The sequence below is a fragment of the Micromonospora sp. NPDC049359 genome (genome assembly GCF_044466585.1).
Classification (GTDB): domain Bacteria; phylum Actinomycetota; class Actinomycetes; order Mycobacteriales; family Micromonosporaceae; genus Micromonospora.
On the sequence record NZ_JBITMW010000009.1, the window covers coordinates 260,558 to 279,630 of the forward strand.

A 19,073-nucleotide genomic window follows, 5' to 3' on the forward strand; every position below is an offset into this window, starting at 1 on the left:
CCCGCCCCGACAGCCTGCCCGGACGTGCGGTCAGGAGCGGGCGAGGCGGCGCAGCAGCGAGTCGGCCCCCAGCGGGTACGCGCCGTGCCGGCGTACCCCGTCGGCGACCTCGCGGTCGGACGAGACCACGACGACCGGACGGCCCGCCGGCTCGGCGCGGACCAGGCGTCGGATCAGCTCGTCGGCGGTCTCGCCCTTGCGGGAGAAGAGCACCCGTACGCCGCGCGGGGCGGGCGGCAGCCCGTGCATCCGCTCGGCGCCGTCGAACACGACGGTGACCTCGTCGCCGGTCTGCGCGGCGATACCGCCCAGCCCGGTGATGAGGCGCTTGCGCTGCTGCTCCAGCGACATCTCGCCGAAGCCGCGCTTGGTGACGTTGTAGCCGTCCACGACGAGGTGCGCCCGGGGCAGGGCGAGCAGCTGGTCGAGCCGGGCCGGGTCGTCGGTGTCGCGGGCGCGCGCGGCCGGGCCCGCCGGGGCGGTACCGGGCTGCTCGGCGAACGCGTCGGCGACGAAGTCGGCGGGGAGCTTGTCGACCGGGTCGAGCGCCAACTCCCGGCGCAGCCCGACGGCGGCCTGACCGATGGTCTCCAGCAGCAGCCAGAGGCGGGCGTCGTCGACCGAGCGGGCCTCCTTGGCGCTGGCCCGGGCCACGCCGGCGGCGGCCTCCGCCTCGGCGAGCCGGGCGCGGGCGCGGCGCAGCTCGGCGTCGACGTCCGCGCTGGCGCGCGCGGCCCGGCCGCGTTCGGTGGCGAGAAGTTCGCTGGCCTTGCGCTCGCGGGCCTGCGTCTCGCGAAGGGTACGGGCCAGCTGACGGGACTCCTCACGGAGCTGGCCGAGTTCCTCGCGGACCCGGGCCAGCTCGTCGCGGAGCTTGTCGGCCTCGACCCGGGCCACCGCCCGGTCGTGTTCGGCGCGGGTGGCCCGCTGCTCGGCCTCGCGGACCAGTTCGGCGACGACGGCGCTGTCCGCCTCGGCGCGGACCGCCGCGCCGCTGGCGTCGATCAGCTCCCGCCAGCCGCGCGGCCGGACCAGATACGCCAGTGCGGCCACCTCGACCGGGTCGGCGGCGGCCGGCGCGGTGCCCTCGACCACGGCCGCCCCGAGGTCACCGGCATCGGCCAGCACCCGGGCGGTGACCCGCTGCCGGAACAGCGGGTCGGCGGTGAGCTGGGCGGCGATGGCCGGAGCGCCGAGACGGGCGCGCCGGTTGGGGGCGAACTTGGCCACCCGCCGCAACGGCACCGGCACCTCGTCGCCGGGGAGGCTGGGTAGCACGGCGGCGGTCAGCGCCACGATCCGTTGCCGGACCGGCTCGGGCAGCGTCGGCTCCGGCTCGATCGTCGGATCACCGCCCGAATCGGCGGGAGTGTCACTGGCGTCCGGATCGCTCACCGCGCCGTCGCGGGCGACCGGATCCTCCTGCGGGAGGTGGTCGTCGTGCGGCTCGGCGAGGGGCATGTGGCAAGTCTCCCACCGCTGGCGGGCCCACCGCCTGGTGAGTGAGCCGATCTCTCATCCTAGCCCCATGGTGACTGCTGGGACCTCTGCGACGGGAGTGTCGGACCGGGGCGCTAGCGTGCCGCCGATGGCACAGGCGGAGTACGTCCAGGAGTCACTGGCCGGTCTCGACCCGGCGGTGGGCGGGGTGGACCCGGCCCTGCCGCTGTACGCGACGACCTTCGTGGTGGTCGACCTGGAGACCACCGGCGGCGCGCCGGACGGCGGCGGGATCACCGAGATCGGCGCGGTCAAGGTGCGCGGCGGCGAGGAGCTGGGGGTGCTGGCCACCCTGGTCAACCCGGGGCAGCCGATCCCGCCGTTCATCACCGTGCTGACCGGGATCACCCAGGCCATGCTGCTGCCGGCCCCGCCGATCGAGGAGGTGCTGCCCAGCTTCCTGGAGTTCATCGCCGACGCCGTGCTGGTGGCCCACAACGCCCCGTACGACGTGGGTTTCCTCAAGGCCGCCTGCGCCCGGCACGGCTACCGCTGGCCCAACCCCCGCGTGCTGGACACGGCGGCGCTGGCCCGGCGGGTGCTGACCCGCGACGAGGTGCCCAACCGCAAGCTCGGCACCCTGGCGGCGTACTTCCGCACCGCCACCCAGCCCACCCACCGGGCGTTGGACGACGCCAAGGCCACCGTCGACGTGCTGCACGGTCTGATCGGTCGCCTCGGCGGGCACCGCGTCGACACCGTCGGCGACGCCATCGAGTTCGCCCGCGCGGTCACCCCGACGCAGCGCCGCAAGCGGCATCTGGCCGAGGGGCTGCCCCGGGTCCCGGGGGTCTACATCTTCCGGGCCGCCGACGACCGGCCGCTCTACGTCGGCACCTCGGGCGACATCGCCACCCGGGTGCGCAGCTACTTCACCGCCGGCGAGAAGCGCGCCCGGATCTCCGAGATGCTGGCCGCGGCCGAGCGGGTCGAGGCGGTGGAGTGCGCGCACTCGTTGGAGGCGGAGGTCCGCGAGCTGCGGCTGATCGCCGCGCACGCGCCTCCGTACAACAGGCGGTCGAAGTACCCGGAGCGGATGGTCTGGCTCAAGCTGACCGACGGGCCGTACCCCCGGTTGTCGATCGTGCGCGACATCTCCCCCACCGACACCGCCTACCTCGGGCCGTTCACCTCCCGGCGGGCCGCGGAGCTGGCCGCCGCCGCCTTCCACGACGCGGTCCCGCTGCGCCAGTGCACGCACCGGCTCTCGCTGCGCACCGTCACGCCGGCCTGCGCGCTGGCCGAGCTGGGTCGCTGCCCGGCGCCCTGCGAGCACCGGATCACCCCCGAGGAGTACGACGACAGAGCCGTCGAGCCATTCCGGACGGCCACCATGAGCGACCCGCGGCCGGTGGTGGACGCGCTGCTGGCCCGGATCGACGTGCTCGCGGCCGACCAGCGCTACGAGGAGGCCGCCGTGGTGCGGTACCGGCTGGCCGCGGTGCTGCGCGCCACGGTGCGGATGCAGCGGTTGGCGGCGCTGACCGGGATCGCCGAGCTGGCGGCGGCCCGACCGGCCGCCCGCGGCGGCTGGGAGCTGGCCCTGGTACGCCACGGTCGGCTGGCCGGCGCCGGGGTGTCCCCGCCGGGCGTCCACCCGAGACCCACGCTGAACGCCATCCGGGCCACCGCCGAGACGGTGTCGGGTGGGCACGGGCCGGTGCCGTCGGCCACCGCCGAGGAGTCCGAGCGCATCCTGTCCTGGTTGGAGCGGCCGGAGACCCGGTTGGTCGAGATGTCGTCCGGTTGGTCCTCACCGGCGGGCGGCGCGGGCCGCTTCCGTGACCTGCTGGCGAAGGCCGAGAGCGGGGCGTCGCACCAACTCTCGACCGAACGCTCATGACCAACTGACCGATCGGACTACGTCGACTCGCTTAGGCTGTTAAGGAAGTGCAGTCCTGCCCGTTTCGTGGGCCTGCTCCGTTCACCGGGTCCGGTGACCGCGGAGCCGGGGTGAGGAGGTGTCCCTCGTGGACGTCGACGCCGGACACGGCGCCGCCCTGGGGGGCGCCCTGCCAACCCAGTCGGGCGAGCTGCCCCTGACCCGCCGACTGCGGTCGTTGCTCACCTGGCCGACCACCGACTCCGACCCGGTCACCCACCTGGTCCGCACCCATCGGGGCATCCACGCCGGCACCGATCCGGCGGTGCTGCGCCGGGCGTACACGATCGCGGAAAATATGCACCGCGGGCAGTTCCGCAAGAGCGGCGAGCCGTACATCACCCATCCTCTCGCGGTGGCGCAGATCTGCGCCGAGCTGGGCATGGACACCACCACCCTGGTCGCGGCGCTGCTGCACGACACGGTCGAGGACACCCGCTACACGCTCCAGGCGCTCGCGGAGGACTTCGGCCACGAGGTGGCCCACCTGGTCGACGGGGTGACCAAGTTCGACAAGGCGTTCTACGGCAAGGCCGCCGAGGCGGAGACGGTCCGCAAGATGATCGTCGCCGCCGCCAAGGACGTCCGGGTGCTGATCATCAAGCTGGCCGACCGGCTGCACAACATGCGTACGCTCGGGGTGCGCTCGGCGGCGTCCCGGGAGCGGATCGCCCGCAAGACGCAGGAGGTCCTGGTCCCGCTCTGCGACCGGTTGGGCATCCAGACCCTCAAGCGTGAGCTGGACGACGTGGTGCTGCTGCACCTGGAGCCCGACGAGCACGCCCGGCTGGCCCGGCACGTGCACGACCGGCCCGGCTGGGAGGCCTACCTCGACGCCGTGGTCAACCGCGCCCGGGCCGCGCTCAAGCGCAGCCGGGTCGACGCCGAGGTGAGCCCCCGTCCCCGGCATCTCTACTCGATCTGGAAGGACACCGTCGCCGGCGGCCACACCGCGCCGTACGACCTGCCCCGCATCTCGGTGGTGGTCGACGGCCCGGCCACCGACTGTTACGCGGCGCTGGGCGCGATCCACGGCACGTGGCGGCCGGTAGCGGGCCGTTTCAAGGACTTCATCGCCTCGCCGAAGAACAACCTCTACCGCTCGCTGCACACCAGCGTCTGCGGCCCGCAGGACCGTACGGTGGAGGTGCTGATCCGCACCCAGGAGATGCACCGCGCGGCCGAGTACGGCATCGCCGCCGACTTCCGCTTCCCGCGCTCGGGCAGCGGCAGCGCGGCGGCCCGGGCCGAGCAGTTGGACTGGCTGCGCCGCGTGCTCGACTGGGAGCCGGAGGCCGCCGACCCGGCGCAGTTCTACGAGTCGCTGCGCTGCGACCTCGCCGAGGGCCAGATCCAGGTCTTCGCCGACGGCCGTCAGGTGGTGCTGCCGGCCGGCGCCACACCCGTCGACCTGGCGTACGAGCTGGGCAATCATCGCGGTGACCACTGCCTCGCGGCCCGCATCAACGGCCGGCTCGCGCCGCTGAGCTCGGAACTGGACGAGGGCGACGTGGTGGAGATCTTCACCGAGAACGACGCCGACAACGGCTTCGAGGCCGCCGCCGCCCCGCGCGGCCCCCGCAAGGAGTGGCTGGGCTTCGTCAAGTCGCCGCACGCGCAGATGCAGATCAACAGGTGGTTCGCCGAACACACCGAGCCGGGCATCACGATCAGCGACAAGGTACGCCTCGGTCGGGCCACCATCGGTCTCGCCCTGCGCCAGCACAACCGGGGCCTCGCCAGCGACCTGCCGCTGCTGCGGCTCTCCGAGGAGTTGGGCTACCCCGACCTGGAGACCCTGCTCGTCGCGGTCTTCGACCGGGTGATCGAACCGGACGCCGTGGTACGCCAGCTCATCGACCTGGTCGACCATCGACAGTGACTCGGGCGTGCCCCAGCGCGTCCGAGGGACATTCGTGACCACTAGCCTGGGGTCATGATCCCCCGTTCCCGCGCCACCGGTCGGGCCGTCTTCTACCAGGCCTTCTACCGGCTGCCGCTGCCGGTGCGCCGGCGTCTGGTCCGACTCGCCGTACCGAAGTACATCGTCGGCGCGGTCACGTTGGTCCGCGACACCGAGGCGAGCGGCGCGGGTCGGTTGCTGATGCTGCGCCAGCCTCCCGGCAACAAGGGCTGGTCGCTCCCCGCCGGCCTGCTGAACCGGGGTGAGCCCCCGGTCGTGGGCGCGGCCCGCGAACTGTTCGAGGAGTCCGGCGTCCGGCTGCCGCCGTCCCGGCTGCGCCCCGCCGTGCCGAACGCGATCGTGCACGCCAAGGGCTGGGTGGACATGGTCTTCGAGGCGGAGGTGCCGGCGTCCAGCACCGAACTGGTGGTGGACGGCGGGGAGGTCTTCGAGGCCGCCTGGCATCGGTTGGACGACCTGCCCAAGCTCACCTGGCCGACCGCGCGGTTGCTCGCCTACTACGACATCGGGCCGCTGGCCGGGCAGTTCCCGCCGCCGGTGCCCGACACCGCGCCATGACCAGGGCGAGCTGGCCGAGGGACGTCTGCGCGGTCGTGCTCGCCGCGGGCGAGGGCACCCGGCTGCGTCCGCTCACCGAACGGGTGCCCAAGGCGCTCTGCCCGGTCGGTAACGTGCCGCTCCTGGACCGGGCCCTGGATCGGTTGGCCGGTCTGGGCCTGAGGAGTCCGGCCCGGGTCGCGGTGAACGCCTGCTACCTCGCCGACCAGGTGGTCGCGCACGTCGGCGACCGCGCCCACCTGTCGGTGGAGCCCGGCGACCCGCTCGGCACGGCGGGCGGGGTGGCGAACCTGCGGGACTGGATCGACGGCCGAGGAGTCCTGGTCGGCAACGCCGACGCGTACCTGGCCGAGCCGGCCACCGCGCCGGGCCCCGACGTGGCCGCGCTGCTCGACGGTTGGGACCGGGACTCCGTACGCCTGCTCGGGCAGCCCGCCGCCGACCCGCACGCGCCGGGTACCTTCGCCGGGCACTGCTTCACCGGTTTCTCGCTGCTGCCGTGGCGACTGGTCCGCGACCTGCCGGTGGTCATGTCCGACCTGGTGCGCGCGGTGTGGCGGCCGGCGGAGGCGGCCGGGGCGCTCGACGTGGTGCCGTACGCGGGCACCTTCTACGACACCGGGACGCCGGCCGACTACCTGGCGGCCAACCTGCACGCGGCGGCCGGCGGCGTGCTCGTCGACGAGTCCGCCACGGTGCCCGGGAACTGCGTCGAATCGGTGGTCGGCGCCCACGCCCGGGTCGACGGCGACGTGCGACGCAGCGTGATCTGGCCGGGCGCGACCGTGCGAGCGGACGAGCGTCTGCGGAACGTGATCCGCTTCGGCGACGGCGGGACGGTGCAGGTCTAGCATGGGCGACGACGCCGACGAACGGAGAAGTGCCCCGTGATCACCGCGATCGTGCTGATCGACTGCGCCACCGACGCGATCCCCGAGGTGGCCGATGCCCTGGCCAACGTCCCCGGCGTCAGCGAGGTCTACTCGGTGGCGGGGCACGTCGACCTCATCGCCATCGTCCGGGTCCGCGAGTTCGACCAGATCGCGCAGGTCATCGCGGGCAGCATCTCCAAGGTGCCGGGTGTGCTGAACACGGAGTCGCACATCGCGTTCCGGGCGTACTCGAAGCTCGACCTTGAGGAGACGTTCGCGATCGGCCTCGCGGACGCCGACTGACCCGCAGCCCGCATGCGCCGCGGCCGGTCCACCCCGCGTGGGGTGGACCGGCCGTCGCGCTACCGCGAGATCAGCTCTCGCTGGGAGCGGGCCGCTCGGTGGTGCCGAGGCCCGGTTCCGGCGACTCGGTGATCCCACCACTCGGAGCCGGCGACTCGGTGACGCCACCCGGAGCCGGCGACGAGGTGCCCGGGCTGGGCGTGCCGCTGGCGCTGGTCTGCGGGACCGGGATGCCCAACTGGTTGGCCAGCTGGACCAGCTCGTCGTAGTGCGCCTGCAGCGTCGGCAGGGCGGTCTGGGCCAACTGGACCACCGACTGCTCGGAGCCCTGTGAGATCTCCGTCTGGGTGGCCTGGATGGCCTGGACGTGACCGGCCAGCTCACTGGTCACCCAGAGCCGGTCGAACTCCGTCCCACTGACGTTGTTCAGCTTGTCGATGACCGCCTGCTGATCGGTCGTGGGCTCGTTCGGCAGCTGGACGTTGAGCTGCGACGCGGTCTGCTGCACCGTCTGGTCCAGCTGGGTGTGGTCGGTCTTGAACATCGCGCCCAGGTCCTTGACCCCCTGGTTCTGGCCCTTCTGCTGAGCCAGGTCACCGGCGGTGATCTCGAAAAGGTTCACCTGGTGCACCGCCTGCAGGTACTGGGTGTCCTGCGTCGACGGCTGTGCCGCCGCCTGGGCGGCTGCTGCCGGCGCGACACCCACCAGCACCAGCGCGGCCAACAGGCCGAGGCGTTTGAGACCCAACATGCTTCCCCCCCTAGAGACGTTGGATCGCACGGATACCCGGCTCACGGGGGTTATTCCTGCGATCGCCCGGCGCGCGGGGTCGACCGGTCCCGCCGTGCCCGTCCGACTCCTGCTCGGTTGGGCGACCGGACACCGGAAACGGCGTGACGCCCGCCGGAAGTCCGGCGGGCGTCACGTGACGGTGCTGTCGGGAGGTCAGCGGCGGCTCTCGCCGCTGCCGATCTCCGCACGATCTCCCCGGGGCTCGACCGGCGGGTGACCCGGCGAGACCGGCGCCTCGACCGGCTTCTCGATCGGGTAGAAGAAGCCCCGGACCGCCGGGCCGAGGGCCCCGAGCCGGTTCATCTTCTTCGGTACCACCCAGCCGACGTACTCCAGCTCACCGTGGCCGTCCGCGTGCCCGTTCGACGCGCTGAGCGGCTGGTGGACCTCGATGAACCGACCGTCCGGCAGACGCCGGATGATGCCGGTCTCGACGCCGTGCGCGAGCACCTCCCGGTCGTGCTGCTGCAGACCCAGGCAGAGCCGGTAGGTGACGTAGTACGCCAGCGGCGGAACCACGAGCAGACCGACCCGGCCCGCCCAGGTCATCGCGTTCAGGCTGATCTGGAACTTGTCGGCGATCACGTCGTTGGCGCCCGAAAGCGTCAGCACGATGTAGAAGGCGACGGCCATGGCGCCCACGGCCGTACGGGCCGGAACGTCACGGGGCCGCTGGAGCAGGTTGTGGCTCTTGCGGTCCTTGAGGTGCCGGGCCTCCAGGAACGGGTACATCGTCGACAGGCCGACCAGGATGCCGGGCAGCACGACAGTGGGCCAGAACAGCGGCGGGATGACGTACCCGTCGCCGATCGGGATGTTGATCTGCCATGCCGGCATGAGTCGCGTCGAGCCGTCGAGGAACATGACGTACCAGTCGGGCTGGCTGGCGGCCGAGACCACCCACGCCTCGTACGGCCCGAACAGCCAGATCGGGTTGATCTGGAACAGACCGCCCAGCAGCGCGATGACGCCGAAGACGACCATGAAGAAGCCGCCCTGCTTCAGCGCGTAGCGGGGGAACATCCGCTCGCCGACCACGTTGTTGTTGGTCCGGCCGGGGCCGGGCCACTGGGTGTGCTTCTGCTTGAAGACCAGACCCAGGTGGGCGCTGATCAGCGCGAGCAGCAGGCCCGGGATCAACAGGACGTGGGCGATGAAGAACCGGCTGATGATGATCGTGCCGGGGAACTCGCCACCGAAGACCGATGACGTCACCCACGAGCCCACCACCGGGATGGACAGCATGATCGCGGAGGCGATCCGCAGACCGGTGCCGGACAGGCCGTCGTCCGGCAGCGAGTAGCCGGTGAAGCCGGCCAGGAAGCCGACCCAGAACAGCAGCGAGCCGATGATCCAGTTGGTCTCGCGCGGCTTGCGGAAGGCGCCGGTGAAGAACACCCGCAGCATGTGCACGACGATCGCGGCCATGAACAGCAGCGCCGCCCAGTGGTGCATCTGCCGCATCACCAGACCACCCCGGACGTCGAACGACAGGTCCAGGCTGGAGGCGTACGCGGCGGACATCGGGGTGCCCTGCAACGGCGCGTAGCTGCCGTCGTAGACCACCTCGGTCATCGCCGGCTCGTAGAAGAAGGTCAGGAACACACCGGTCAGCAACAGCACGATGAACGAGAACAGCGCGATCTCGCCCAGCAGGAACGACCAGTGGTCCGGGAAGACCTTGTTCAGCAGCTTGCGCAGCGGCGTGGCCACCGCGAAGCGGTCGTCCACCCCCGCCGCGGCCTTGCCCGGCGTGGCCGCCAGGTCAAACTTTCGACGCTTCATGGCCGCTCCCAGAAATCAGGCCCGACGGTCTCGGTGTAGTCGGACTTCGCCACGAAGAAGCCCTCGGAGTCCAACTCGATCGGCAGCTGCGGCAGCGACCGGCTGGCCGGGCCGAAGACGGGCCGGGCGTTGTCGGTGATCAGGAACTGGGACTGGTGGCACGGGCAGAGCAGCCGGTTGGTCTGCTGCTCGTAGAGGCTGGCGGGGCAGCCGGCGTGCGTGCAGATCTTGGAGAACGCCGCGTAGTTGCCCCACATGTAGTCCTTGTGGTGCTTCTGCGTCTCGCCGGGGCGCGAGTTGGCCTCGCGGGACTTCTGGGCGTCCGCGTCGCGCAGGTGGATCAGCAACGTCGGCGAGTCGGCGTGCCGGTTGCTCACGCCGTGCTCGATGCCGGGGAAGACGGTCAGCTGACCACCGGCGCTGATGTCCGCCGGGCGCACCGGGCGGCCGTCCTCGCGGACCAGGCGGATCTTCTGCCCGTTCTCCGTCGGGGCGAACCCGGTGGTGAACATCTGGTTGTTCTTGTGCGGCTGGGAGATCAGGCCGCCGACCAGCGGCGCCGCCGCGACCGCGGCGACCGGCGCGAGACCGGCCAGCAGCGAGATGCCGAGCAACGGACGACGCTTGATGCCCATCTCGTCGGCCAGGTAGAGCATGGTCTGGCCGGTGATGGTGCGACCCTCGGAGTCGACCTGGCCCTCGTGCCGGTCCTGGATCGAGACCTCCTTGGGCAGCAACTTCTTGCCCCAGGTCAGGATGCCGAAGCCGACGGCGAGCAGGGCCACGCCGAGGGTGGCGCCCAGCAGCGGCGTGTAGAACTTGTCGCCGCCGCGCCCCGGCTCGTACTGCCACGGCCACCAGATGTAGATGGCCAGGAAGGCGGTCGCCGCCAGACCGGTGATCAGGAAGAACCCGGCCACCACGCGGGTGAGCCGACGCTCCGCCTTGGTGCCCGGCAGCACCTGCGGCTCGTAGTGGACGATCTCGATGTCGTCCCGACGCGCGCCCTCGCGGACGATGTCGAACCGGCTCAGCCTGGGGTCGTTCACGTCGAGCGGCTCCGGGCCCTGCGAGGCCTGGTGCTCGGTGTGCGTGCTCATGCCGTCACCTCGCTACGGGTGGCGCCGAGCGGCACCACGGCGGTGGAACTGAAGATCCGCTCGGTCACGACTTACCCGCAATCCACAGGCTAGCGAACACGAGCGCCACGATGCCAACCAGGAAGATCGCCAGGCCCTCGGTGGACGGCCCGTACCGACCGAGGTTGAACCCGCCCGGGTCCTGGTCGGTCTTCAGCGTCTCCTGGATGTAGGCGATGATGTCGGCCTTCTGCTCCGGAGTGATCTGGTTGTCGCCGAACACCGGCATGTTCTGCGGACCGCTCAGCATCGCCGCGTAGATCTGCCGGTCGGTCGCGGGGTGCAGGCTCGGGGCGAACTTGCCCGAGGAGAGCGCACCGCCGCCACCGCCGAAGGCGTGGCACTGCGAGCAGTTGATCCGGAACAGCTCGCCACCGGCCGCGACGTTGCCGCTCTTGTGCAGGTCGTCTTCGGTGCCCGGGACGACCGGACCGCCGCCGAGTTCCTGGATGTACTGGGCGAGCTGCCGGGTCTGCTCGTCGGTGAAGACCGGGGGCTTGCGGTGCGCCTGGGCCTCCTGGCGGGCCAGCGGCATCCGGCCCGAGCTGACCTGGAACTCGACCGAGGCCGCGCCGACGCCGATCAGGCTCGGCCCGCGGCCCTCGACGCCCTGGGCGTTGCGCCCGTGGCAGGTCACACAGCTCACGTCGAACAGCGCCTTGCCCTCGGCTGCGGCGCCGGTGAGCGGCGGATTGTCCTGCGCCTGCGCACCGGGCGCGAAGACGGTGTAGGCGCCGCCGGCGAGCATCAGCGCCGCGATCAGCCGGACCGCGGCGCCCAGCCGGCGGCGGCCCCTGCTGCGCGCGGCGGGCCGCCCGCGCAACCGCGCGAGCAGGCCGCGTCGGCGGTCGTTGTCAGAAGTCATGAGCTGTGTCCTTAACCGGTTGGACCTTGTCTCAGGGGACGGAGCAGCGGCGCGGTTCGTGACGCGCCAAGATCACTGAAGCCAGTAGATCATGGCGTACAGGCCGATCCACACGACGTCGACGAAGTGCCAGTAGTACGACACGACGATCGCCGAGGTCGCCTGCGCCGGGGTGAACCGGCCCATGGTCGTGCGGACCATGAAGATGATGAAGGCGATGAGACCGCCGGTCACGTGCAGGCCGTGGAAACCGGTCGTCAGGTAGAACATCGAGCCGTAGCCGTCGGCGTTGATCCTGACGCCGTCCTCCACCAGGTGGCGGTACTCGTTCACCTGGCCGAGCACGAAGATCAGGCCCATCACGAAGGTGACGGTGAACCAGCGGCGCAGCGCGTGCACGTCACCCTTCTCCGCCGCGAAGACGCCGAGCTGGCAGGTCACCGAGGACAGCACCAGGATCACCGTGAAGGTGGTCGCGTACGGGATGTTCAGCGACTCGGTGTGCTTCTCCCACTGCTCCGGCGCAGCCGCGCGGATCGAGAAGTACATCGCGAAGAGCGCCGCGAAGAACATGAGTTCGCTGGAGAGCCACACGATCGTCCCCACGCTGACCATGTTGGGTCGCGTCAGAGAGTGGATCCGGCTCTTGTCAATGGCTGGGGCCGCAGTCACGCCGTCATTATTGCCCCTGACCGGGGCCGGCGATCAGCGGGGTGGCAAACCTGCGCCTTCCGTGGCCCGGGCGTCAGGGTCCGGTTCGCCTGGCCTAGCCTGAAAAGCGTGCTGCACGTCGATCCCATCCTCGCCGCCACCTCGGCCCTCCCGGCCGATGTGCTCGCGGCCACCTCGGCGGGCCCGTCGACGCTGGCCGCCGGGGCCGAGGCGACCCCGCCACCGTTCACCATCGGCGCGGTGCTGACCGAGACCCGGTTGGACAGCTGGCTGGCCCTCGGCCTGGTGCTCGCCGCCGGCCTCTACCTGTACGGGGTGCACCGGCTGCGCATCCGGGGCGACCGCTGGCCGGTCGCCCGTACCGTCTTCTTCCTCGGCCCCGGCCTCGGCGGCATCGCGCTCGTCACGGTCAGTGGGCTGCACGCCTACGACACCGCGCTGCTGTCGGTGCACATGGTCCAGCACATGGTGCTCTCCATGGTGTCGCCGATCTTCCTGGCACTGGGCGCGCCGATGACGCTGGCCCTGCGGACCCTGCCGGTCGGGCCGCGCAAACGCCTCCTGGCGATCGTGCACAGCCGGATCGCCCGGGTCTACAGCTTCCCGCTGGTGGCGTTCGCCATCTTCGTGGTCAACCCGTTCGCGCTGTACTTCAGCGACCTGTACCGCTTCACGCTGGAGCACGCCTGGGCGCACGAGCTGGTGCACGCGCACTTCATCATGACCGGCTGCGTGTTCTTCTGGCCGCTGCTCGGCCTCGACCCGCTGCCCGGCCGCTGGCCGTATCCGGCGCGGGCGCTGCTGATGCTGCTCTCCGTGCCGTTCCACACCGTGCTCGGGCTCACCATCATGCAGAGCACCACGCTCTTCGGCGGCGACTGGTACCCCTCGCTCAACCTGAGCTGGTCCGACCCGAAGGCCGACCAGGTGGTCGCCGGCGGCATCCTCTGGGCCGGCGGCGAGTTCGTCAGCGTCACCATGCTCGCGGTGCTGGTCGTGCAGTGGGTCAAGCAGTCCGAGCGGGAGGCCCGCCGCGTCGACCGCGAGCTGGACCGCCAGGAGGCGCGCGAGCGCGCGGCCGAAGCCCCGACGGCCTGAGCTGCGCAGACGGCACGCCCGACGCGCGGGAAGCGGGCGGCGTGTCAGGTACGTCACGTCGGCCGGTACGATCGGCGGGCAGCTACGAGGTTGGAAGCGGAGTGTCGGCATGAGTGAGCGTCTGTGCACCGTCCTGCTCTACAGCGACGACCCGCAGGTCCGTGACCGGATGCGGCTCGCCGTGGGCACCCGGCCCGCGCCCGGCCTGCGGATCGAGTTCGTCGACGCGTCGACCTACGCCGAGACCATCCGGCTGGTCGACGACTACGAGATCGACCTGCTGCTGCTCGACGGCGAGGCCAGCCCCGGCGGCGGCATCGGCATCGCCCGGCAGATCAAGGACGACCGGGACGACGCGCCTCCCACCTGCCTCGTGATCGCCCGCGCCGCGGACCGATGGCTCGCCGCGTACGCCGAGGTCGACGCGACGCTGGTGCACCCGCTCGACCCGGTGACCACCGGCAGCACGGTGGCCGAGTTGCTGCGGACGCACGCACCCGCCTGACGTCCCCGCGCCACCCGGCACCGACACGGCGCCGGCCGAGCCTGCGCCGGTTCCAGCCCACCCGCACTTCGTACGCTCGGGAGGCCCGCCATGGGCGATCGGACCTGGCCGCACCTGCTCAACTCGCTGCTGCGCGGCGAGGAGCTGTCCACCGGCGACACCGCCTGGGCCATGGGCGAGATCATGGCCGGCTCGGCGGGTGCCGCCCAGGTGGCCGGCTTCGCGGTGGCGCTGCGGGCCAAGGGTGAGACCTCGGCCGAGCTGGCCGGCCTGGTGGAGACGATGTTGAGCCGGGCCGTCCCCGTCGACCTGCCCGACGAGCTGCGTTCCACCGCGCTGGACGTCGTGGGCACGGGCGGTGACCTCGCCCACACGGTCAACATCTCCACCATGGCCGCGCTTGTCGTCGCGGGCGCGGGTGTCCGGGTGGTCAAGCACGGCAACCGCGCCGCGTCCTCCTCCTGCGGCACCGCCGACCTGTTGGAGTTCCTCGGCGTCCCGCTCGACCTCGACCCCGACGCCATCGTGCGGTGCGTCACCGAGGCGGGCATCGGGTTCTGCTTCGCCGCCCGCTTCCACCCGGGCATGCGGCACACCGGGCCGGTCCGCCGGGAGCTGGGCGTCCCCACCGTGTTCAACTTCCTCGGCCCGCTGACCAACCCGGCCCGACCCCGCGCCGGCGCGGTCGGCTGCTTCGACGCGCGGATGGCCCCGGTGATGGCCGGCGTGTTCGCCGCCCGTGGCGACTCGGTGCTGGTGATGCGCGGCGAGGACGGCTTGGACGAGTTCACCACCGCCGCGCCGACCCGGATCTGGGCGGCGCAGAACGGCACCGTACGAGAGGCCGTGCTGGACGCGAGCGACCTGGGCGTACCCCGGGCCACCCTGAGTGACCTGCGCGGCGGTGACGCCGCGTACAACGCCGGTGTGGCCCGTCGCCTGCTGGCCGGTGAGACCGGCCCGGTGCGCGACGCGGTCCTGGTCAACGCGGCGGCGGCGCTCGCGACGCAGGGGCCGCTCGACGGCGACCTGACCGAGGCGCTGCGCGCCGGCCTGGACCGCGCCGCCGAGTCGATCGACTCGGGCGCGGCGGCGGGCGTCCTGGAGCGCTGGATCGAGACCGCGACCACCACGGCCGAGGCCGCGACCACCGCCTGATCCGCGCGCCCGTCCCACCGGATCGGCCGGCACGCGCGGCCGCGTCTGACCAGGTAGGGGAGGTGGGGGGCGACAGTACGACGGAATGCTCCCACCTCGGCGACGCGGGGGTGTCGGCGCGGCGGTATACCGCCCCATCGGCGATCTGGCGGCGACAGCACGGCGAGACACCGCCACATCGGCGACCTGCGGCGACAGCACAGCGAGACACCGCCGCATCGGCGATCTGGGCACGGCGTCGCGTCGGTCGCCGCGATGTCCGGGCGGCCGAGGGCGGCGTGCGTCAGGCGGCGCGGCGGCGGGTGCCGTGCGTCAGGCGGCGCGGCGGCGGTGCCGTGCGTCAGGCGGCGCGGCGTCAGGTGCCGTGCGTCAGGCGGCGGTGCCGTGCGTCAGGCGGCGTGGCGGCGCGACGGCTGGCGGCGTCGGCGCTCGGCCAGCCGAGTGACGGGCGCGACGAACGTGGTGATCACCACGGCCGCGCCGCAACCGGCGCAGACCAGCTCGGGACAGTCGCTGCCGTGGCCGTCGACGCAGGGCGGCGCCTCGAACGGCGTCACGCCCGCACAGACGTCGCAGTAGAGATCGCGGTGCGACATCGGGCGTCTCCTCTCACTCCAGGCGACCCGCCCCCGGAACGTGACAACGACGCACAACGGAAGCGAAGAACTACTCGCCTGTAGTTTCCCACGCGGGTCCGACAAATCTCCGCGCCCGCCCCCGGACCGCGCCGCCTCGGGTGATCCACCCCGACATCACTGAAGGCGGGGTGTTCGGGCCACCCGGACACCCCGAATTCCGGGAACCCGGGTCGATCAAGCGCGCCTCACGACGAAGGCCCGCTCCCCCGGTCGGGGTGCGGGCCTCCGTGGCGGTACGCGATCTCGTCGATCAGTGCTCGGCGGTGCGCCGGGTGCCGCTGTAGTACTCGAACAGCAGGCCGCAGGCGGCGAAGACGACCGCCACCAGGCCGAGACCGATCAGCCAGAACTGCCAGAACACCAAGCCCAGCGCGGCGATCGCAGCGGCCAGCGCCAGACCGAACGGCCAGTAGCTGCCCGGGCTGAAGAAGCCGACCTCACCGGCGCCGTCGGCGATCTCGGCGTCGGCCCGGTCCTCGGGGCGCAGGTCGATACGGCGGGAGACGAACCAGAAGAAGCCACCGCACATCGAGCAGAGCAGGAACGACAGCGCCAGGGCGACGGTGCCCACCCACTCGATGTTGCCGGACTCACCGTGCGTCCAGGCGCCGTAGAGGATGGTCGCGCCGAAGAGGAACCCGGCGATGATCAGGAAGATACGCCACTCGGTCTTCATGCGGCTGCCTCAGCTTCCCGTGCCGGCCGGAGCGTCGTCCGGGTTGAAGTTGCTCTGCGTCCGTCGGGTGTCGAACGGCTTCGTGGTCTGCGCGTACGGCTCCTCGCCGATCTGGGCCAGCGCCTCCTGGGTGGACTTGCCACCCTGCTTGGCCGCGAGGAACTGGTCGTACTTCTCCGGCGACACGACCCGCAGCTCGAAGTTCATGAACGCGTGGTAGCTGCCGCACAGCTCGGCGCAGCGGCCGACGTACGCGCCCTCCGCGTCCAGGCTGGAGACCTCGAAGACGTTACGGATCTTGCCCGGCATGACGTCCCGCTTGAACAGCAGCTCCGGCACCCAGAAGGAGTGGATGACGTCGCGGCTCGTCTCCTCGAACCGGATGGACCGGTTGGTCGGCAGCACGAGCACCGGGATGACCTCGCTGGTGCCGAGCGTCGACGCGGTGGTCTTGGCCTCCGTGCCCTGACCGTCGCGGTAGTTGAACTGCCAGTTCCACTTGAACGCGACGACCTCGACCGTGACGTCCGGGTTCTTCGACAGCTTGTCGACGTCGGTCTGCACGATCGCCGTGTAGTAGAAGAGCACGGAGACGATCAGGATCGGCGCGATGGTGTAGAGGAACTCCATCGGCAGGTTGTAGCGGGTCTGCACCGGCAGCGCGTTGCCACGCTTGCGGTACCGCACGACACACCAGAAGATCAGGCCCCACACGAAGACGCCGACCGCGAGCGCGGCGACGCAGGAGGCGATCCACAGGTCGTACATCCGGTGCGACTCGGGCGTGATGCCGCCCTGGGGCCAACCGAAGCCGTCGAACGTCTTGCCGACGTCACAGCCCGTGAGCAGAACCAGCAGCGCCACGCCCCCGAGACCGAGCCCGGCCAGCCGACCGGCACCACGTCCCCGGCGTCCACCGACCCGTGGGGCAGCACCGTGCCGTACGGCCGACGGCCGTACCTCCGAACTCCTTGCGACCACCTGGTCCTGCCTCCCTAGCGCGCCGCGGTGCGTCGTTCGTCAGCACCGGCGGCAAAGGCGTCACCGACGGTCGCAGATTACTCGACCATGACGGACTCGGCCGTGGTGGGGTCACTGTCCGCCCCCATCGGGGGGATCCTGGGCATAACGTCGCGATAGCGTGGGGACCCGTGAGTGCGAGGAGTGAGCCGGGGTTGCGAGCCCCGCAGTCGCGAGCAGAAGGCGGCGCCGTGAGCGCCTCTTCGGTGTACCTGGACGCAGCGACGGCCGCGCCGCTGCATCCGGTCGCCCGGCAGGCGCTGCTGGCTGCCCTGGAGGACGGCTGGGCCGACCCGGGGAAGCTCTACGGCCAGGCACGCCGCGCGCGCCAACTGCTCGACGCCGCCCGCGAGGCCGCCGCGCAGACGCTCGGCGTCCGCGCCGACGAGCTGTCCTTCACCCCCAGCGGTACGACCGCAGCCCACGGCGCGGTGCTCGGCGCGCTCGCGGGACGGCGTCGGGTCGGGGCGACGCTGGTGCACTCGGCGATCGAGCACTCCGCCGTCCTGCACGCCGCCGAGCGGCACGTCTCGGCCGGCGGCGCCGCCACCGCCGTACCTGTCGACCGGATGGGCCGGCTGGACCTGACCGGCTGGTCGGACGCCGTCGGCGCTCCCGGGGTCGCGCTGGCGGCGCTGATCAGCGCCAGCCACGAGGTGGGCACCGTGCAGCCGGTCGCCGAGGCGGCGGCCGTCTGCGCGGACGCCGGGGTTCCGCTGTACGTCGACGCGGCGCAGTCGGTCGGACGGGTGCCGCTGCCGGCCGGCTGGTCGGTGCTCAGCGCCAGCGCCCACAAGTGGGGCGGGCCACCCGGGGTGGGGTTGCTGGCGGTGCGCAAGGGCACCCGCTGGGAGTCGCCATGGCCGGCCGACGAGCGGGAGGGTGGCCGTACCCCCGGGGTGGTGAACCTGCCCGCGGTGGTGGCGGCGGCGGCGAGCCTGCGCGCGGCGGCGGCCGACGCGGCCGCCGAGGCGGCCCGGCTGTCCCCGCTGGTGGATCGGATCCGGGCGCGGGTCGCGGCGGAGGTGCCCGACGTGGAGGTGGTCGGCGACCCGGTGCTGCGCCTGCCGCACCTGGTGACGTTCTCCTGCCTGTACGTGGACGGCGAGACGTTGCTGCACGCGCTGGACCGACGGGGGTTCGCGGTGTCGTCCGGTTCGTCCTGCACGTCGTCCACGCTGCGGCCGTCGCACGTGCTGGAGGCGATGGGGGTGCTCTCGCACGGCAACGTGCGGGTCAGTCTGCACCTGGACACCAGCGACGAGGACGTCGAGCGGTTCCTCACCGAGCTGCCCGGGATCGTCGCCGGCCTGCGGGCCGACGCCGGGGTGGTCGGGCTGTGACGATGCCGGACGAGGTGATCGACTGCCGGGGTCAGCGCTGCCCGCTGCCGGTGATCGCGGCGGCCCGGCGGATGCCGCAGGTGCCGGTCGGCACGGTCGTCCGGGTGCTGGCCGACGACCCGGCGGCGGCGGTCGACCTCCCCGCCTGGTGCCGCATGCGCGGCCAGGAGTACCTAGGCGCCCTAACAGGCCCCGAAGGCCCCGCCTACGACATCCGCCGCACCCACTAACCCCCACCCCCTCCCCCGCGATCTTGCACTTTCGGTGCCGACAAGAGCGGACACAAGCCGCGAAACGGCGACACAAAGTGCAAGATCGGCGCGGGGTCAGGGTGAGGGTGAG

19 protein-coding genes are annotated in these 19,073 nt (G+C 72.0%); 10 read left to right on the forward strand and 9 right to left on the reverse strand.

Annotation, left to right across the window (positions count from 1 at the left end; translation table 11 throughout):
* Window positions 1-30 precede the first annotated feature (30 nt).
* A complete protein-coding gene (locus ACIBTX_RS21905; protein ID WP_357126746.1) occupies window positions 31-1,461 on the reverse strand; it encodes an NYN domain-containing protein in 1,431 nt (476 codons plus the stop codon).
* A gap of 127 nt (window positions 1,462-1,588) precedes the next feature.
* Here ACIBTX_RS21905 and ACIBTX_RS21910 point away from each other — a divergent pair, with 127 nt between their 5' ends.
* The 5 genes from ACIBTX_RS21910 (at window position 1,589) to ACIBTX_RS21930 (ending at window position 7,039) form a co-directional block, all read left to right on the forward strand.
* Window positions 1,589-3,343: a DEDD exonuclease domain-containing protein gene (locus tag ACIBTX_RS21910; protein WP_396832908.1), complete on the forward strand. Its 1,755-nt coding sequence runs from the start codon at window positions 1,589-1,591 to the stop codon at window positions 3,341-3,343.
* Window positions 3,344-3,470: 127 nt separating this feature from the next.
* The gene (locus ACIBTX_RS21915) at window positions 3,471-5,264 is read left to right on the forward strand and encodes a RelA/SpoT family protein (RefSeq protein ID WP_396832924.1); all 1,794 of its coding nucleotides are present in this window, start codon (window positions 3,471-3,473) and stop codon (window positions 5,262-5,264) included.
* 54 nt (window positions 5,265-5,318) lie between these two features.
* Window positions 5,319-5,864 carry an NUDIX hydrolase gene (locus ACIBTX_RS21920; protein WP_357126740.1) on the forward strand — a complete coding sequence of 182 codons (546 nt, stop codon included), beginning with the start codon at window positions 5,319-5,321 and terminating at the stop codon, window positions 5,862-5,864.
* Window positions 5,861-6,715, forward strand: a complete 855-nt coding sequence (locus ACIBTX_RS21925; RefSeq protein ID WP_363661090.1) for a sugar phosphate nucleotidyltransferase — start codon at window positions 5,861-5,863, stop codon at window positions 6,713-6,715. The genes ACIBTX_RS21920 and ACIBTX_RS21925 overlap by 4 nt, the downstream gene beginning before the upstream one ends.
* Before the next feature lie 36 nt (window positions 6,716-6,751).
* Window positions 6,752-7,039 (forward strand): Lrp/AsnC ligand binding domain-containing protein, encoded by a 288-nt coding sequence (locus ACIBTX_RS21930; RefSeq protein WP_355049387.1) that lies wholly within the window; start codon window positions 6,752-6,754, stop codon window positions 7,037-7,039.
* A 70-nt stretch (window positions 7,040-7,109) separates the two neighbouring features.
* Here ACIBTX_RS21930 and ACIBTX_RS21935 read toward each other — a convergent pair whose 3' ends face one another.
* From ACIBTX_RS21935 to ACIBTX_RS21955, 5 genes are all read right to left on the reverse strand, one after another.
* Window positions 7,110-7,790 carry a DUF4142 domain-containing protein gene (locus ACIBTX_RS21935; RefSeq protein WP_357126735.1) on the reverse strand — a complete coding sequence of 227 codons (681 nt, stop codon included), beginning with the start codon at window positions 7,788-7,790 and terminating at the stop codon, window positions 7,110-7,112.
* Between the two features lie 195 nt (window positions 7,791-7,985).
* Window positions 7,986-9,617, reverse strand: coding sequence for a cytochrome b N-terminal domain-containing protein (locus ACIBTX_RS21940; RefSeq protein WP_355049385.1), 1,632 nt, complete (start codon window positions 9,615-9,617; stop codon window positions 7,986-7,988).
* On the reverse strand, window positions 9,614-10,717 hold the full coding sequence (locus ACIBTX_RS21945) for a Rieske 2Fe-2S domain-containing protein (RefSeq protein ID WP_355049384.1): 1,104 nt from the start codon (window positions 10,715-10,717) through the stop codon (window positions 9,614-9,616). Before ACIBTX_RS21945 ends, ACIBTX_RS21940 begins: the two co-directional genes overlap by 4 nt.
* A 64-nt stretch (window positions 10,718-10,781) precedes the next feature.
* Window positions 10,782-11,621, reverse strand: a complete 840-nt coding sequence (locus tag ACIBTX_RS21950) for a cytochrome c (protein ID WP_396832909.1) — start codon at window positions 11,619-11,621, stop codon at window positions 10,782-10,784.
* A gap of 72 nt (window positions 11,622-11,693) precedes the next feature.
* On the reverse strand, window positions 11,694-12,293 hold the full coding sequence (locus ACIBTX_RS21955; RefSeq protein ID WP_357126727.1) for a heme-copper oxidase subunit III: 600 nt from the start codon (window positions 12,291-12,293) through the stop codon (window positions 11,694-11,696).
* A gap of 108 nt (window positions 12,294-12,401) precedes the next feature.
* Here ACIBTX_RS21955 and ACIBTX_RS21960 point away from each other — a divergent pair, with 108 nt between their 5' ends.
* From ACIBTX_RS21960 to trpD, 3 genes are all read left to right on the forward strand, one after another.
* Window positions 12,402-13,391: a cytochrome c oxidase assembly protein gene (locus tag ACIBTX_RS21960; protein WP_396832910.1), complete on the forward strand. Its 990-nt coding sequence runs from the start codon at window positions 12,402-12,404 to the stop codon at window positions 13,389-13,391.
* A gap of 109 nt (window positions 13,392-13,500) precedes the next feature.
* Window positions 13,501-13,896, forward strand: coding sequence for a hypothetical protein (locus tag ACIBTX_RS21965; protein ID WP_355049380.1), 396 nt, complete (start codon window positions 13,501-13,503; stop codon window positions 13,894-13,896).
* 90 nt (window positions 13,897-13,986) lie between these two features.
* Entirely contained in the window at window positions 13,987-15,054 is a 1,068-nt protein-coding gene (trpD, locus tag ACIBTX_RS21970) for an anthranilate phosphoribosyltransferase (protein ID WP_363661092.1), read from the forward strand.
* Window positions 15,055-15,443: 389 nt separating this feature from the next.
* Here the strand turns inward: trpD and ACIBTX_RS21975 are convergent, their stop codons facing one another.
* The 3 genes from ACIBTX_RS21975 to coxB all read right to left on the reverse strand — a co-directional run bounded on the left by ACIBTX_RS21975 (window position 15,444) and on the right by coxB (window position 17,349).
* Window positions 15,444-15,650, reverse strand: coding sequence for a hypothetical protein (locus ACIBTX_RS21975; protein ID WP_357126721.1), 207 nt, complete (start codon window positions 15,648-15,650; stop codon window positions 15,444-15,446).
* Between the two features lie 292 nt (window positions 15,651-15,942).
* Window positions 15,943-16,368: a cytochrome c oxidase subunit 4 gene (locus ACIBTX_RS21980; RefSeq protein WP_357126718.1), complete on the reverse strand. Its 426-nt coding sequence runs from the start codon at window positions 16,366-16,368 to the stop codon at window positions 15,943-15,945.
* Between the two features lie 9 nt (window positions 16,369-16,377).
* Window positions 16,378-17,349 (reverse strand): cytochrome c oxidase subunit II, encoded by a 972-nt coding sequence (gene coxB, locus ACIBTX_RS21985; RefSeq protein ID WP_357126715.1) that lies wholly within the window; start codon window positions 17,347-17,349, stop codon window positions 16,378-16,380.
* 230 nt (window positions 17,350-17,579) lie between these two features.
* On the opposite strand from coxB, the gene ACIBTX_RS21990 reads away from it, so the two are divergent.
* Together ACIBTX_RS21990 and ACIBTX_RS21995 are read left to right on the forward strand one after the other, a co-directional pair.
* Window positions 17,580-18,731, forward strand: a complete 1,152-nt coding sequence (locus ACIBTX_RS21990) for an aminotransferase class V-fold PLP-dependent enzyme (protein ID WP_357170652.1) — start codon at window positions 17,580-17,582, stop codon at window positions 18,729-18,731.
* Window positions 18,728-18,961, forward strand: a complete 234-nt coding sequence (locus ACIBTX_RS21995; RefSeq protein WP_355049374.1) for a sulfurtransferase TusA family protein — start codon at window positions 18,728-18,730, stop codon at window positions 18,959-18,961. The genes ACIBTX_RS21990 and ACIBTX_RS21995 overlap by 4 nt, the downstream gene beginning before the upstream one ends.
* Window positions 18,962-19,073 lie beyond the last annotated feature (112 nt).

Bases quoted from the DNA above. Each gene is read 5' to 3' on its own strand.
- ACIBTX_RS21905 (WP_357126746.1), bottom strand. From the start codon at position 1,461: ATGCCCCTCGCCGAGCCGCACGACGACCACCTCCCGCAGGAGGATCCG.
- ACIBTX_RS21910 (WP_396832908.1), top strand. From the start codon at position 1,589: ATGGCACAGGCGGAGTACGTCCAGGAGTCACTGGCCGGTCTCGACCCG.
- ACIBTX_RS21920 (WP_357126740.1), top strand. From the start codon at position 5,319: ATGATCCCCCGTTCCCGCGCCACCGGTCGGGCCGTCTTCTACCAGGCC.
- ACIBTX_RS21925 (WP_363661090.1), top strand. From the start codon at position 5,861: ATGACCAGGGCGAGCTGGCCGAGGGACGTCTGCGCGGTCGTGCTCGCC.
- ACIBTX_RS21935 (WP_357126735.1), bottom strand. From the start codon at position 7,790: ATGTTGGGTCTCAAACGCCTCGGCCTGTTGGCCGCGCTGGTGCTGGTG.
- ACIBTX_RS21940 (WP_355049385.1), bottom strand. From the start codon at position 9,617: ATGAAGCGTCGAAAGTTTGACCTGGCGGCCACGCCGGGCAAGGCCGCG.
- ACIBTX_RS21945 (WP_355049384.1), bottom strand. From the start codon at position 10,717: ATGAGCACGCACACCGAGCACCAGGCCTCGCAGGGCCCGGAGCCGCTC.
- ACIBTX_RS21950 (WP_396832909.1), bottom strand. From the start codon at position 11,621: ATGACTTCTGACAACGACCGCCGACGCGGCCTGCTCGCGCGGTTGCGC.
- ACIBTX_RS21965 (WP_355049380.1), top strand. From the start codon at position 13,501: ATGAGTGAGCGTCTGTGCACCGTCCTGCTCTACAGCGACGACCCGCAG.
- trpD (WP_363661092.1), top strand. From the start codon at position 13,987: ATGGGCGATCGGACCTGGCCGCACCTGCTCAACTCGCTGCTGCGCGGC.
- ACIBTX_RS21975 (WP_357126721.1), bottom strand. From the start codon at position 15,650: ATGTCGCACCGCGATCTCTACTGCGACGTCTGTGCGGGCGTGACGCCG.
- ACIBTX_RS21980 (WP_357126718.1), bottom strand. From the start codon at position 16,368: ATGAAGACCGAGTGGCGTATCTTCCTGATCATCGCCGGGTTCCTCTTC.